This window comes from Microbacterium sp. LWH12-1.2 (genome assembly GCF_040675825.1).
Classification (GTDB): domain Bacteria; phylum Actinomycetota; class Actinomycetes; order Actinomycetales; family Microbacteriaceae; genus Microbacterium.
This window is the reverse complement of sequence record NZ_JBEGIJ010000001.1, coordinates 901,348-915,183: the sequence shown is the minus strand read 5'-3', so window position 1 is coordinate 915,183 and position 13,836 is coordinate 901,348. Positions and strand designations below refer to the sequence as shown.

Annotated in this window: 18 protein-coding genes; 3 read left to right on the top strand and 15 right to left on the bottom strand. The window is 67.1% G+C overall.

Going from position 1 to position 13,836, the window contains the following annotated elements; all coding sequences use genetic code 11:
• Positions 1–6: 6 nt before the first annotated feature.
• The 9 genes from MRBLWH12_RS04330 to MRBLWH12_RS04290 form a co-directional block, all read right to left on the bottom strand.
• Complete coding sequence (locus MRBLWH12_RS04330; RefSeq protein ID WP_341974950.1) at positions 7–909, bottom strand: tyrosine recombinase XerC; 903 nt, start codon at positions 907–909, stop codon at positions 7–9.
• Between the two features lie 136 nt (positions 910–1,045).
• Positions 1,046–2,239, bottom strand: a complete 1,194-nt coding sequence (dprA, locus tag MRBLWH12_RS04325) for a DNA-processing protein DprA (protein ID WP_414684923.1) — start codon at positions 2,237–2,239, stop codon at positions 1,046–1,048.
• Entirely contained in the window at positions 2,236–3,765 is a 1,530-nt protein-coding gene (locus tag MRBLWH12_RS04320; protein WP_363546474.1) for a YifB family Mg chelatase-like AAA ATPase, read from the bottom strand. Before MRBLWH12_RS04320 ends, dprA begins: the two co-directional genes overlap by 4 nt.
• Positions 3,762–4,124 carry a YraN family protein gene (locus tag MRBLWH12_RS04315; RefSeq protein WP_363546471.1) on the bottom strand — a complete coding sequence of 121 codons (363 nt, stop codon included), beginning with the start codon at positions 4,122–4,124 and terminating at the stop codon, positions 3,762–3,764. The genes MRBLWH12_RS04320 and MRBLWH12_RS04315 overlap by 4 nt, the downstream gene beginning before the upstream one ends.
• 132 nt (positions 4,125–4,256) lie before the next feature.
• A complete protein-coding gene (locus MRBLWH12_RS04310) occupies positions 4,257–4,583 on the bottom strand; it encodes a DUF2469 family protein (RefSeq protein WP_017830719.1) in 327 nt (108 codons plus the stop codon).
• A 60-nt stretch (positions 4,584–4,643) separates the two neighbouring features.
• Positions 4,644–5,303, bottom strand: coding sequence for a ribonuclease HII (locus MRBLWH12_RS04305; protein ID WP_341974955.1), 660 nt, complete (start codon positions 5,301–5,303; stop codon positions 4,644–4,646).
• Complete coding sequence (gene lepB / locus MRBLWH12_RS04300) at positions 5,300–6,028, bottom strand: signal peptidase I (protein WP_363546467.1); 729 nt, start codon at positions 6,026–6,028, stop codon at positions 5,300–5,302. Before lepB ends, MRBLWH12_RS04305 begins: the two co-directional genes overlap by 4 nt.
• A gap of 118 nt (positions 6,029–6,146) precedes the next feature.
• Positions 6,147–6,497, bottom strand: a complete 351-nt coding sequence (gene rplS / locus MRBLWH12_RS04295; protein ID WP_102192009.1) for a 50S ribosomal protein L19 — start codon at positions 6,495–6,497, stop codon at positions 6,147–6,149.
• Between the two features lie 168 nt (positions 6,498–6,665).
• Complete coding sequence (locus MRBLWH12_RS04290) at positions 6,666–7,166, bottom strand: MFS transporter permease (protein WP_341974957.1); 501 nt, start codon at positions 7,164–7,166, stop codon at positions 6,666–6,668.
• Between the two features lie 109 nt (positions 7,167–7,275).
• Between MRBLWH12_RS04290 and map the strand changes: the two genes are divergently transcribed.
• Both map and MRBLWH12_RS04280 read left to right on the top strand, forming a co-directional pair.
• Entirely contained in the window at positions 7,276–8,058 is a 783-nt protein-coding gene (map, locus tag MRBLWH12_RS04285) for a type I methionyl aminopeptidase (protein WP_341974958.1), read from the top strand.
• 82 nt (positions 8,059–8,140) lie between these two features.
• Complete coding sequence (locus MRBLWH12_RS04280) at positions 8,141–8,734, top strand: histidine phosphatase family protein (RefSeq protein ID WP_363546462.1); 594 nt, start codon at positions 8,141–8,143, stop codon at positions 8,732–8,734.
• A gap of 7 nt (positions 8,735–8,741) precedes the next feature.
• Here the strand turns inward: MRBLWH12_RS04280 and MRBLWH12_RS04275 are convergent, their stop codons facing one another.
• The 5 genes from MRBLWH12_RS04275 to rpsP form a co-directional block, all read right to left on the bottom strand.
• The gene (locus tag MRBLWH12_RS04275) at positions 8,742–9,356 is read right to left on the bottom strand and encodes a hypothetical protein (RefSeq protein WP_363546459.1); all 615 of its coding nucleotides are present in this window, start codon (positions 9,354–9,356) and stop codon (positions 8,742–8,744) included.
• A gap of 69 nt (positions 9,357–9,425) precedes the next feature.
• Positions 9,426–10,127: a tRNA (guanosine(37)-N1)-methyltransferase TrmD gene (trmD, locus tag MRBLWH12_RS04270; RefSeq protein ID WP_363546456.1), complete on the bottom strand. Its 702-nt coding sequence runs from the start codon at positions 10,125–10,127 to the stop codon at positions 9,426–9,428.
• 19 nt (positions 10,128–10,146) lie between these two features.
• Positions 10,147–10,746: a ribosome maturation factor RimM gene (rimM, locus tag MRBLWH12_RS04265; protein WP_341974962.1), complete on the bottom strand. Its 600-nt coding sequence runs from the start codon at positions 10,744–10,746 to the stop codon at positions 10,147–10,149.
• 1 nt (position 10,747) lies between these two features.
• The gene (locus MRBLWH12_RS04260; RefSeq protein ID WP_363546453.1) at positions 10,748–10,978 is read right to left on the bottom strand and encodes an RNA-binding protein; all 231 of its coding nucleotides are present in this window, start codon (positions 10,976–10,978) and stop codon (positions 10,748–10,750) included.
• A 5-nt stretch (positions 10,979–10,983) separates the two neighbouring features.
• A complete protein-coding gene (gene rpsP, locus MRBLWH12_RS04255) occupies positions 10,984–11,418 on the bottom strand; it encodes a 30S ribosomal protein S16 (RefSeq protein ID WP_363546450.1) in 435 nt (144 codons plus the stop codon).
• Positions 11,419–11,627: 209 nt separating this feature from the next.
• On the opposite strand from rpsP, the gene MRBLWH12_RS04250 reads away from it, so the two are divergent.
• Positions 11,628–12,785, top strand: coding sequence for a glutamate--cysteine ligase (locus MRBLWH12_RS04250; RefSeq protein WP_341974965.1), 1,158 nt, complete (start codon positions 11,628–11,630; stop codon positions 12,783–12,785).
• A gap of 7 nt (positions 12,786–12,792) precedes the next feature.
• On the opposite strand, the gene MRBLWH12_RS04245 is transcribed toward MRBLWH12_RS04250, so the two are convergent.
• Complete coding sequence (locus MRBLWH12_RS04245) at positions 12,793–13,764, bottom strand: sugar-binding transcriptional regulator (protein WP_363546447.1); 972 nt, start codon at positions 13,762–13,764, stop codon at positions 12,793–12,795.
• Positions 13,765–13,836 lie beyond the last annotated feature (72 nt).

Genomic DNA, 13,836 nt, shown 5'->3' with positions numbered 1-13,836 from the left:
CTCGCTTCAGGCGCGTGGGTGCGCGAGACGGTACGTGGCGGCGAGACGCTCGGCCGACACATGCGTGTAGATCTGGGTGGTGCCGAGGCTCGCGTGGCCGAGGATCTCCTGCACCGCACGCAGGTCGGCTCCCCCGTCGAGCAAGTGGGTCGCGGCGGTGTGCCGCAGGGCGTGCGGACCGATCGTCTCCGCTCCGATGATCGGCCCCAGCACGCGAGCAACCAGGGTGTACACGGTCCGCGGACCGACTCGCCCCCCGCGGCTGCCGAGGACGAGTGCGGGCGTTGCGCTCTCGCTGCGGGCGATCAGAGCAGGGCGACCACGGCGGAGGTACGCCTCCACTGCTGCACGTGCGGGTGCGCCGAATGGCACCACCCGCTCCTTCGCCCCTTTTCCGAGCACGCGCGCAGTTCCGCGATCGAGGTCGAGGTCGTCGATATCCAGGCCGCACAGCTCGGAGACGCGGATGCCCGAGCCATAGAGGAGTTCGAGGATCGCGTGATCCCGCAGCGCGATCGGTTCGCCTTCGCTCGCCGCTCGTCTGTGTTCGTCGAGCAGAGCGGTCATCGCGTCCTGTGAGGCGATGACGGGAAGTGTGCGTCCGCGCTTCGGAGCGATCAGACGAAGGCTCGGGTCGTGTGCCACGAGCTCCTCGTCCTTCGCCCAGGTGAAGAAGGAGCGAGCAGCCGCCGCACGTCGCGCAAGCGTCGAACGGGCGTCGCCGCGCTGCGTCGCCTTCCAGAGCCATTCGCGCAGCATCTCGAGGTCGACGGCTCGGACGTCGGTTTCGCCGGTGGACGCGCTCAGATCACGGAGGTCGGACCGGTAGGCGCGCACCGTGGCGGGCGACAACCGACGCACCTGGGTCAGGTGGTCGGCGAACGCTTCAGCCGCGGCGGACAGCTCCATCCGTCCAGGATGCCGAAAGCAGACCCGATCCCGTGCGTGCCCCGCCGCAGCGCCCGGTTCCGTTCCTCGCGTGGACGGCGAGGTCCGTCTCGGCGACGCCCCTCGTCGAGGTCGCCTCGATCTCCGCCCGAGTGCATCACCCTCGCTCCCTCGCAGTGGCCGCCCGCCATCCGCCCTCGTCCCGGACCACGGCGCCCTCGAGCGCGAGCAACCCGAGTAGGGCGATCACTCGTGCCGGCGTCAGACCAGAACGAGCCGCAAGATCATGCGGCGACCGCGGCGACCGCGTGCTCAGCGCATCTCCGAGCCGGACCTGGTCGGGGTCGCCCCGATCCGGGACGACGGGACCGGCGGCATCCGCGCCCCACAGCTCTCTCACCTCCGCTGCTGACGTGACGCACCGGGCGTCGTACTCGCGAAGGAGCCGGTGACAGCCAGCCGAGGCAGCAGAAGTCACGGGCCCGGGAACGGCGCCCAGCGGACGCCCGAGTGCTGCGGCGTGCCCTGCGGTGTTCAACGAGCCACTGCGCCATCCGGCCTCCACGACCACCGTCGCCTCAGCGAGTGCGGCGATCAGTCGGTTTCTGGCCAGAAAGCGCCATTTCGTCGGGGCAGCCCCGCACGGCAGCTCGCTGACGACAGCCCCCGATCGCACGATGCTTCCCAGCAGCTGCTGGTGCCCGCTGGGGTACGCGCGGTCGACGCCTCCGGCGAGGAACGCGACGGTCGCGCCGCCGACCCCGAGTGCAGCGCGGTGTGCCGCCCCATCGATCCCGTAGGCGCCACCGGAGACGATGACGGCACCGTCGGATGCCAGGTCTCCCGCCAGTTCGGCGGCGAGGTGATCGCCGTATCCTGTGGACGCCCGCGCCCCGACGATCGCGACTCTCGGCCCAGCGGTGAGAAGACCGGGATCGCCGCGAACCCAGAGTACGGACGGCGCATGGTCGCCCAGCTCATCCAGTGCCGTCGGCCACTGCGCGTCACCGGGAACCAATAGAGCGGCTCCGACATGTCCGGCCGCGCGCAGCACGTCGCCGACCGCCCGCAGGTCAGCGCGCGGCCGCCAGCGCGCTCGGGCCTCCGCAAGGGCTCGGGAGGTCCGCTCGGTCGCTGCCGACAGCCGGTCTGTGCCGTGCGCACCGTCGAGAGCAAAACGGAGGGCCGCGCCGGCACCGAGATCCGCGATGAGCGCACCGGCCACGCCGTCGCCCGGTTCGGCGATGAGCGACCATGCCGCTCGCGCGATGTCTTCCTCCGTGTCGCCGTCGGGGCGCAGCGCACGTAGTGCCGCGATCGTCGCGGCATCGTCGAGCAGCGAATCCATCATGGGGTCAGTCCTCTCTTCAGGAACAGTGCGCGTCCGACCTCGTCTCGTCCGGGTCTTCCGATGCCGCTGAGGTCTGCCATCGTCCAGGCCAGTCGCAACACGCGGTCGTATCCGCGCAGGGTCAACGCACCGCGCTCGAGCGCGCGATCCAACGGCGCCCGCGCATCGCGCTCCAGGCGCAGTGCTCCCTGCCGAAGCCACGTTCCCGGAACCTCGGCGTTGCAGCGCCACGGCGTCCCCGACCAGCGTTCTGCGGCGCATGCGCGCGCGACCAGCACCTGAGCGCGTGCGTCCGCACTGCTCAATTCAGCGCTGACGCCCGATGTCGCGCGGGACGCCGCGACTCGCGCGACCTGCAGTTCGATGTCGATACGGTCCCGGAGCGGTCCTGAGAGCCGCGAGGCATAGCGCCTGATCGCCATCGGCGGGCAGATGCATTCGGCGCCCCGGATCCCGTAGTTGCCGCACGGACAGGGGTTCATCGCCAGGATCAGTTGGAAGCGCGCCGGGAACGACGCCGTGAATCCTGCTCTGCTCACCTCGATCGTGCCGGACTCCAGCGGCTGGCGCAGGGCGTCGAGCGCGACGCGCGAGAATTCTGCGGCTTCGTCCAAGAAGAGGATCCCGCGGTGCGCCCGCACGATCGCTCCCGGCCTGGCCACCCGGGACCCACCGCCGACCAGCGCCGCCACCGATGCGCTGTGATGCGGCGACTCCAATGGCGGGAGCAACTCGAGGGCGGTGATCGCCTCACCGGTGAGTGAGCGGATCGACGCCACCTCGAGCCCCTCGGCTTCGGTGAGTTGCGGGAGGATTCCCGGAAGGCGCCGTGCGAGCATCGTCTTGCCTGCGCCGGGGGGCCCGCTGAGGAGCATGTGATGCCCACCCGCGGCCGCGACGATCAGAGCGTGGACCGCGTCCTCCTGGCCGACCACATCGGCGAGGTCGATCATCTCGTCCTCGACGACCGTCCGAGACGCCATGCCGACCGGATCCACCTCCGGAACCTCGACATCCGCGCCATGCCACGCCGCGACTTGCGCGAGAGACGCTGCGGCGCGAATCTCGATCCCCGGCACCAACCGTGCTTCGGCCTCATTCGCGTGCGGCACGATCATCTGCTCGAATCCCGCCCTCGCCGCTGCGAACACGGCCGGAAGCACTCCGGGCACCGGACGGATGCGACCATCGAGCCCCAGCTCACCGATGTGGACTGTCCGTCCGATCGAGCGCCGGTCCACCGATCCCCCGGCAGCGAGCGTCGACACCGCGATCCCCAGATCGAAACCGGATCCGTGTTTGGGAAGGCTCGCCGGCGACAGATTGACCGTCAGACGGCGTCGCGGAAGGTCGAGTCCTGCGTTCTTGCAGGCGTTGTGCACGCGCTGCACCGCCTCGCCGAGGGACTTGTCCGGCAGCCCGATGATCTTGAACTCCGGCGTCTGATTGGACAGGTCGGCCTCGACTTCGACCAGATGCCCGTCGACACCGGTCAGCGCGACCGCCCACGTCCGAGCTGTCTTCACGACAGGTCCACCAGATGCTCGAGTTCGCCGCACGCGGGATCAGCACCGATGATGCCGATGGCTTCCAGCCGGACCGAGCGCGCACGTGCGAGATCAGGATGCGCCTCGACCCAGGCATGCGCCAACTGCCACAGTCTCCGGCGTTTGCGTCCGTCGATCGCCTCGAACGGATGCCCAAAGGCGGCCGACCGACGAGTCTTCACCTCGATGACCGCGAGATGCGCGCCTCGCACCGCCACGATGTCGAGCTCGCCCTGTGCGCACCGCCAGTTGCGGTCCAGCACCGTGTACCCGAGGTCGATCAGGTGCCGTGCGGCCCGTTCTTCACCGGCTCTGCCGAGTTCATCCTTCGCTGCCATGACGACAGCATCGTCTGCGAGAACGACTCAGCGAGCCCGAATCAGAGCGTGATCACGGCCGATGCGGAAAGGTCGTGAAAGCGGCATCCTGTGCAGAAGTGGTCGCCTCACCGGCCGGCACGGAACGAAGGGTCACTCTCCGTCGAGGGAGAGCTCCTGCGGCAGTTCGAACTCTCGGCGCTGGAGCTCTTCGACGTTGACGTCCTTGAACGTGAGAACTCGGACCGCCTTGACGAACCTGTCTGCGCGGTAGATGTCCCACACCCATACGTCGGTCATGGAGATCTCGAAGTAGAAGTCGTGCTCGGTGTCACGGCGGACGACATTCACCTCGTTCGCCAGATAGAACCGGCGTTCGGTCTCGACGACGTACTGGAACTGCGACACGACGTCCCGGTACTCCCGGAACAGCGCAAGCTCGAGCTCGCGGTCGTAGTCGTCGAAGGCTTCCTCATCCATGATGACTCCATCCTAGGAGGCTTGCCGCTCTCCCGCCGCCTCGACGGCGCGGACGCTGCATCAGAACAGGGTGGGGGCGTCCGTGATCGCCCACGATGCACGGTGATACGGGGACAGCCCGAGCGCCCGGATCGCATCCCGGTGCTCCGCACTGGCGTAGCCCTTGTTCCGATCCCATTGGTACATCGGGTAGGTCTCGTGCAGGTCTGTCATCAGGCTGTCCCTGGCGACTTTCGCGATCACCGATGCTGCTGACACCGAAGCGCAGTCCCGGTCTGCCTTGATCACCGGGCGCACTCGGAGCGGCTCCGGATGGACCGCGGAGAGGTAGTCGTGATTGCCGTCGAGGATGACCAGTGCGTTCTGCAGCGCAGCGCCCTGATCCACGACGCTCTGCACCGCCCGCGATGCGGCGAGCCCCAGCGCACGCATGATGCCGACCTCGTCGACCTCCGCCGCGGTCGCCCAGCCCACAGCCGACGCCTGCACCCATGCGGCAGCACGCATGGCGACGTCCGGCCGCCGCTTCTCCGTGACGAGCTTCGAGTCGCGGAGCCCCTCCGGCACGCGCCGACGCGCCCCTGCAGCATCCATCACCGCCGCACCGACCGCGACCGGGCCGGCCAGCGCGCCGCGGCCGACCTCATCGAGCGAGATGATCAGCTCGCATTCGGAGAGCAGCGAGCGCTCGAGGGTGAGTTTCGGTGCGACGACGGTCATTCCGGATCCGGAACGCCGTTGAAGCTGTCGTGGTGGCCGTCGATGGTGCCAAGGCGATCCAGTGGCCAGGTCGTGAAGAAGGCCTTGCCGACGACGTTCGGCAACGGCACGAAGCCGCCGCTGGGCAGCTCTTGGTGCGCCCGTGAGTCACGTGAGCGATCGCGGTTGTCGCCCAGCAGCCAGAGGGAGTCGTCCGGTACGACGACGTCGAAAGTCTCGTTCGAGGCCGCGGTGTCTCCCTGGGGCAGATTGAGGTAGTCGAGTTCGTCGATCGGTGCGCCATTGACGGTGATCTGACCGAGCGCGTTGCAGCAGACGACATGGTCGCCCGGCAGGCCGATCACACGCTTGACCAGGTGGTCCTGAGCATCGGAGGTGGAGAGACCGACGAAAGTCAGAACCCAGTCGACTGCTTCGACGAGTGGCGGACGCGCCGGTGTCTGCGGCTGTGCGGCCAGCCAGCCGCCCGGGTCTTTGAACACGACGATGTCGCCGCGCTCGTAGTCGGTCCAACGCGGTGTGAGCTCGTCGACGAGGATCCGGTCGTTGATCAGGAGCGTGCGCTCCATCGAGGCCGACGGGATGTAGAACGAACGCACGACGAAGGTCTTCACCACGAACGACACGAGCGCCGCGATGACGATGATGACCACAACGTCGCGGAGGAAGACAAGAACCCCTCGTCGCCGTCTGGTTGCGGCCGCGCGGGCGGAGTCAGTCGTCATCAGTTTCCTTCACCGGTGGAGCACCGTTCTGAGACGGCACATACAAGGGTCGCATATCTCGGACACAACAAAGCACCCCGGGACATCGTGTCCCGGGGTGCTTTGAGAAGTCTGCGCGTCAGTGGTTGTCGCGCTTCTCCTTGATCTTCGCCTTCTTGCCGCGGAGGTTGCGGAGGTAGTACAGCTTCGCGCGGCGCACGTCACCACGGGTGACGACCTCGATGTGGTCGATCACGGGGCTGTGCACCGGGAAGGTACGCTCGACGCCCACCTGGAAGCTGATCTTGCGGACCGTGAAGGTCTCGCGCACGCCGTCGCCCTGGCGGCCGATGACGACCCCCTGGAAGACCTGGATACGGGAGCGGTTGCCCTCGGTGATGTTCACGTGCACCTTGACGTTGTCACCGGGGTGGAACTCAGGGATGTCGGAACGAAGGGAAGCCGCGTCTACGGCGTCGAGGATCTGCATGATCGTCTCTCTCTGCACTCGCCACAGGTCGGATGCATGATGCTGGAAGGAACAAGAATGGGTATGTGCCGCACGGTGCAATCGCGTCCGCGGACTCCCCTGAGGCAGAGCCGGTCACGGCACAAGGACCTATTCTGCCATGGATGACGCACGCGGCCAAACCACGGGTCAGCGGTCAGCTGCTGGCTTCTCCTGAATGATGAAGACTTCGCCGTCCGCGGTCGACCTCGTCGGGGTCGTCGGGACGTCTGCAGGCGCATCGACGGTCGCCGTGGTGAAGTATCGGATGCTGGCGCCGCTGCCCTTCGCCTCACTCCACAACTGCCACAGCATCAACCAGAACAGCGCGATTCCGACCACGATCGCACCGGTCAGCAGGAGGCCGAACCACGCCTGCGGGAAGAACCCGATCGCGATGGTGAGGCCGTGCCAGAGCGTGAAGCCGGCCACGTCCCACCACGAAACCGCGCGCTCGACGCGCACGGACGGCCGCGATCGGACCAGCAGCGTCAGCAGGAGCTGTCCGATGAACACGGCTGGCATCGAGATCAGCAGGAGCAGGAACGCCCAACCGCCGGCGCCGGTCACTCCCCAGCCGATCAGAAGCCACAGCGGCAGCAGGAACGCCGCCGGAAGGAGCCAGCGGAAGAAAGCCTGTCGCAACCACATACCGCGATGCTACGCCGCTGAAACCTCCCGATCACCGGATTTCGCTGAGAGCTTCCGGTCAACCACCGTGCGCTGATCGGCGAGAATGGAGGGGACGAGAGGAAACCCGATGATCGAACTGCGCACCCCTGCTGAGATCGACGAGATGCGCGCCGCCGGACGATTCGTGGCCGAGACGCTGGCGACGTTGCGCGACGAGACGAAGGTGGGCACGAACCTCCTTTCGATCGACCGCCGCGCGCACGACATGATCCGCAAGGCGGGAGCGGAGTCCTGCTACATCGACTACCACCCGTCCTTCGGAGCGAGCCCGTTCGGCAAGGTCATCTGCACCTCCGTCAACGACGCGGTGCTGCACGGTCTCCCCCATGACTACACACTGCGCGATGGTGACCTCGTGTCCCTCGACTTCGCGGTCTCGGTCGACGGCTGGGTCGCTGACTCAGCGGTGTCGTTCGTCGTCGGCACGCCACGCGACGAGGATCTGCGACTCATCGACACGACGGAACGCGCACTGGATGCGGCCATCGCCGCCGCTGTCATCGGAAACCGGATCGGCGACATCTCGGCATCAATCGCCGCCGTCGCCCACGGCGAGGGCTACTCGATCAACACCGACTTCGGCGGACACGGCGTCGGTCGAATCATGCACGGCGACCCCCACATTCCCAACGACGGCCGTCCCGGCCGGGGCTTCCCGCTGCGCGCTGGACTGGTCTTCGCGCTGGAGCCGTGGCTCCTCGCGACGACCGATGAGCTCGTCACCGACCCGGACGGCTGGACTCTGCGCAGCGCGGACGGCTCCCGCGGCTCTCATTCCGAGCACACGGTCGCGGTCACCGAAGACGGGCCGATCATCCTCACCGACCGCTCGTTCCTCGGCGTCGACTGATCCGCTTCACGCCGGATCCGCGGGCAGCCACGCCCCCATTGGGCTGGAGTGGCCAAATCCGCATGTATGCCATTCTGAGTGCATGATCCCGCAGGACCGCCATGTGCCGGAGCGTCTGTATCTTGCCCGCCACGGCCAGACGGTCTGGAATCGCGAGCACCGCCTCCAAGGGCAGCTCGACTCTCCGCTCACAGCCGACGGCATCGCTCAGGCCGAAACCCTCGTGAAGCGACTGTCGGGGCTCGGCATCCGTACCGTCTGCTCCAGTCCGCTCGGCCGTGCGCTGCGAACGGCCGTCGTCGTCGCCGAAGGGATCGGCGCGGATCTCATCCAAGTGCCAGAACTCGCCGAGATCCATCACGGAGACATGGCGGGAATGACCTGGGACGAGATCGACACGGCTTTTCCCGGCGCCCGAGAAGATCGTGCCGCCAATCGGTACGGATGGTCGTTTCCGGGCGGAGAGAGCTACGCGCAGGCGCGCGGTCGCGCTCGCGCCGCGCTGACGGCGTGCGGATGGGCTGCGGACAGTCCGCCGCTGCTCGTGTCGCACGAGATGATCGGACGGATGCTGCGTGCCGAGATGCGCGGCCTCGATCCTGCGCACGCCTTGGCATTGCGGCATCCACCCGGCGTCGTCATCGAGATCGACCGCCGCACCGAGCGCATGCTCTGAGGGTCGCTCAGGCGAAGACGGCGAGCCCGCTCGGTCGCGCCTGGTGGAGGACCGACGTCACCGGCTTGCCGCGCGCCTCCTCGAACAGCTCCCCGGCGAAGTTCCGGAGTTCCTGCACCGAATCAGCGTCGTCCGAACCGCACACCAGCAGTTCCACGCGGGTCGGCGCGCAGACGATCGCTGCGACTGTGAGAGCGATTTCGGGGAGCCACAGCTCCGGTGTGAGCACCAGTGAGCAGGCGAGGTCCGGCTCGGACGGCGTGTGGAGCCGGAAACGCCCGTTGCCGCCCTCGATCGCGACATCGGATCCGACCCGGGCGACCATGTTCCGAAGCGCTGTTGCGTGCAGAGCATCCGCTCCGCCGAAATCCGCGACCTGACCGCCCTGGACGAGTTCCCACGTTCCCTCAGGGTCGACGGCGTAGGTGACCCACAGCTCCTCCGAGATGGGCGTCGCGAACGGCCTGGCCTCGTCCGGGAATCCAGGGATCCGGCTGAACGTCTCCTCGTTCGCCTCCATCCAGGCCCGGCCTGCGATGAGAGGTACGACGAGCTCGGATGGTGGCACCGTTACCGCGGCCGACGGTGCGGCTTCCTTCTTCTTCCTGCTGAACAGTCCCATGCGTTCCCCCTCCGGCGCCGATGCAGGCCATCAGCGGGGCCGCTTCTCGATCTTAGACAGGGGGACGACTCAGCGCGGTGGCTGCTCGTCGCCGAGGAGATCCGGCCGACGACGTCGTGTCCGCTCGATCTGCTGATCACGTCGCCATGTGGCGATGGCCCCGTGGTTGCCGCTGAGCAGGATGCTCGGTACGGCATGTTCGCGCCAGACCGACGGCTTCGTATACGAGGGGTACTCGAGCAGTCCGTCTTCATGGGACTCTTCGACAAGACTCTCCGGATTGCCGACAACCCCGGGCACGAGTCGACCGATGGCTTCGATCATCGCCATCGTGGCGACCTCACCACCGTTGAGGACGTAGTCACCGAGGCTGATCAGACGGACCTCTCCGAGCGAGCCAGCGAAGTCGAAGACACGCTCGTCGATGCCCTCGTAGCGGCCGCAGCCGAACACGAGATGCTCTCTGGTGGCCAGTTCGCGCGCGGTCTTCTGCGTGAAGACCTCGCCGGCCGGCGACGGGAAGATGATCGTCGGAGCGTCGCTTCCACGAGTGACCTCGTCGAGTGCCAGTCCCCACGGCTCCGGCTTCATGACCATGCCGGCACCACCACCGTATGGCGTGTCGTCCACGGTGCGATGACGGTCGCTGGTCCAGTCGCGCAGGTCCCGCACACGGAGGTCGAGAATGCCGGATTCCTGCGCCTTCCCGAGCAACGAGAGGGTCAACCCGTCGAAGTACGACGGGAAGATGGAGAGAACATCTATGCGCACAACGGCACCTGTCCCGGGCCTACTCGGCGGATTCGGCGTCCGCGGTGTCCGCCTGATCGTCTTCGGCGGCATCCGGGAGCTCTTCGAAGAGTCCAGGAGGAGGCGTGACGATCACGCGCCCCGCTGCGACGTCGACGGTCGGTACGATGGCCGCGACGAAGGGAACCATGATCTCGCGCTCACCGGAACGCACGATGAGGAGGTCCTGAGCGGGGAAATGCTCGACGCGCGCCACGCGGCCAACGACGGTCTCATCGCGGACGACATCGAGACCGACCAACTGATGGTCGAACCAGGCGTCGTCCTCGACCTCGTCGTTGTCCTGGTCGATCCACAGGATCGCGCGGACGAGGCTCTCGGCGCCGCTGCGGTCATCGACGTCGTCGAAGAACACGACAGGGCTGCCGTTCATGACCCGGTACTCGCGCACGGTGATGGTCTTGCCGTGCCACGGAGATGCCTCTGGCACCTGCAACGTGAACTCGGCCCCGATGACGAAGCGTCGCTCGGGATTGTCGGTGTACAGCTCGAGCTTGAGCCCGCCCTTAAGGCCATGGGCCTTGACGAGGCGTCCGACTCGAAGCTGGTTCTTACCCTGATTTCGCTCGTTCGGCACCACGTCAGTCGTCCGCGACGTCGACGCGGACGCGACGCCCGTCGGCAAGGGCGGTGACGAGCGTGCGCAGGGCCTTCGCGGTGCGGCCGCCGCGCCCGATCACGCGTCCACGGTCATCGGGGTGCACACGCACCTCGAGGAGGTCGCCTCGCGGCGACGTGGAAGCGTGGATCTGAACATCCTCCGGGTGATCGACGATCCCCTTGACGATGTGTTCGAGCGCGGCGGCGAGCACGACGATTACTCTGCGTCGGCTGCGGGGGCCTCAGCGGCCTCCGCGTCGGCCTTGGCGGCGGGAGTCTCCTCAGCGGGAGTTTCCTTCTTCTCCACCTTCGGCTTCACGACGGACTTCTTCTTCGCGTCGATCTCGAAGGGGGCCTTGGGCTCTGCGACCCGGAGGGTGGACTTCGCGTCGGCGTCGCCCTTGAACTTGCCCCAGTCACCGGTGATCTTGAGGATCGCGGCGACCTGCTCGGTCGGCTGCGCGCCGACGGAGAGCCAGTACTGCGCACGCTCGGAGTCGACCTCGATGAACGAGGGCTCCTCGGTGGGGTGGTACTTGCCGATCTCTTCGATCACACGACCATCGCGCTTGGTGCGCGAGTCGGCGACGACGATGCGGTAGTACGGCGCACGGATCTTGCCCATGCGCTTGAGACGAATCTTGACAGCCACGATTCTCCTGAATTGTGTGGAAGGAAAATGAACCGATCGCCTGGAGAGTGGGGTGCACACCCGGCGGAAGCTCTAATAGGTGGACGCGAGCTGGATAGAGGGTCGAGCACGTCGTCCGACCTTCTATTCTGCCAGATCCGCGCGCCAGGAGCGAAACGTGGCGACACGGTCTTTGCGGCGCGTCCTGGCCCGCGTGCCAGAATGTGCTCGTGAAGCTCGAGTTCGCCCCGTCCGCCCGGTCCACTGTCGGCCTGGAGTGGGAGATCATGCTCGCTGATCCGGCTACTGGCGATCTCGTCGGCCGAGCGCCCGAGTTGCTCGCGGCGTTGGAAGCGGAGAGCGCCGACGAACGGCACACCGTGACCGGCGAACTGCTCACGAACACGATCGAGGTCACCAGCGGTGTCGGTCGTTCCGTCGCCCATGCGGTCGACGACATCGCGCAGGCGATCGCGGCCGTCCGCGCCGCCACCGAGCCGGCCGGCATCGAGCTGCTGTCGGCAGGCAGCCATCCTTTCGCCCAGTGGTACGACCAGCGAGTCACCGACAAGTCCCGCTATCACACGCTCATCGAGCGCACGCAATGGTGGGGGCGCAACATGATGATCTGGGGCATCCACGTGCACATCGGCGTCGAGTCGCAGGCCAAGGTGCTGCCGCTCGTCAATGCCCTCGCCGCCTACCTTCCCCACCTTCAGGCATTGGCAGCCTCGAGTCCGTTCTGGGCGGGCGAGCGCACCGGATACGCCTCCAATCGTGCGCTCGTCTTCCAGCAGCTGCCGACCGCCGGTCTCCCCTGGCCCCTGCACGATTGGTCGGAGTTCGAGTCGTACCTCGACGACATGGTCCGCACGGGCGTCATGGCCGATGCCTCCGAGGTGCGCTGGGACATCCGGCCGGCGCCGCGCTGGGGAACGATCGAAGTGCGCGCATGCGATGGCATGTCGACACTTCCCGAGCTCGCCTCGGTAGCCGCACTCACACAGGTCCTCGTCGAGCATTTCTCGCGTCGCCTCGATCAAGGGCTCCCTCTCCCCCAGCTTCCCGCCTGGTATCACCGGGAGAACAAATGGCGGGCGGCGAGGTACGGCCTGGAGGCGCGGGTCATCATCGATGCCGCCGGCACCCAGCTGCCGGTGCGCGAGCACCTCGCCCAGATCCTGTCGGACCTCGCTCCGGTCGCCCAGGACCTCGACTGCGGTCGCGAATTCGGTCGTGTCGCGTCGATCCTCGACGGTGGGGCGAGCTATGCACGACAGCTCGCAGCCGCGGATGCCGCGGACGGCGACCTCGGCGCAGTGGTGCAGCACCTCATCCGTGAGTTCCGCTCGGGTCCCGAGTCGTCCGTCGCCGAGGAGCACCGGTGATGCGGGCTCAGCCCTCCAGCAGCTGACGCGCCAGTCCCTCATCGAGCACGACGTCGGTGATGAGCTCTGCGGCTATCGCGGCACGCAGGCTGACGAGCTTGGGCACGCCGGAGACGACGCACATGCGGCGAGGCACCCGGCGCAGGCGATCGAGACCAGGGCCAGTCGCGCGGGCATTGACGCGGATGTCCTTCCAGCTGCCGTCCGCGCGGAAGAACACCGTCGCCACGTCGCCGATCGCCCGGTCCTCCCGAAGACTCCGATAGTCATCGCGTCCGAGATAACCGCCGACGTAGACCCGGCTCGGCACCTCGGCCGCCGGCGAGCCGAGACTGAACACTGCGATGTCCATCTTCGATTGGAGATCGAGCACGCGGCGTGTGCTGCGCTCCCGCCACATCGCCTCACGCGTCGAGGGGTCATCGAAGAAGGCGGGTACCGGAAACTGCTGCACCTGAGCACCGAAGGCGCTGCCGAAGCGCTGCAGGATGTCGCTCGAGTACTCCACGCCACTCGTCTGCGTGTTCCCGGCGCCATTGAGCTGCACGAATGTCGTGTTGTGCGTCTCCTTCTGTGTGAGCCCGCGACTGACGGCACTGATGGTCGATCCCCACGCAATCCCGATGATCATGTTGGAGTCCACGAACTGCGAAAGCAGCCGCCCTGCTGTGAGCGCGACGCGCTCGAGTCGCTCCATCTCACTGACGATCTCCGGCATCGGCACGACGTGAGCGGCGACCCGGTAGCGGTCTCGGATGCGCTGCTCCAGCATGCCCAGCCGTTCGAGTGGCGAGTTGATGCGGATGTCGACGAGGCCGCTCTCCCGCGCGAAACTCAGCAGACGAGAGACCGACGATCGGGAGGTGCGCAGCTCGCGCGCGATCACCTCCATGGTCTTGTCCTGCATGTAGTAGAGCTGCGCCGCCGTGAGCGCGGCGATCAGCTTCGCCTCCTGGGGCCGTGCGTCCGAGTGCGCCATGAAGTCCTCCTCGCAATCGATCCTTGCACATATGTGCACTGGGGTTGCGCACCGTGCTTGTGCGGGTTGATG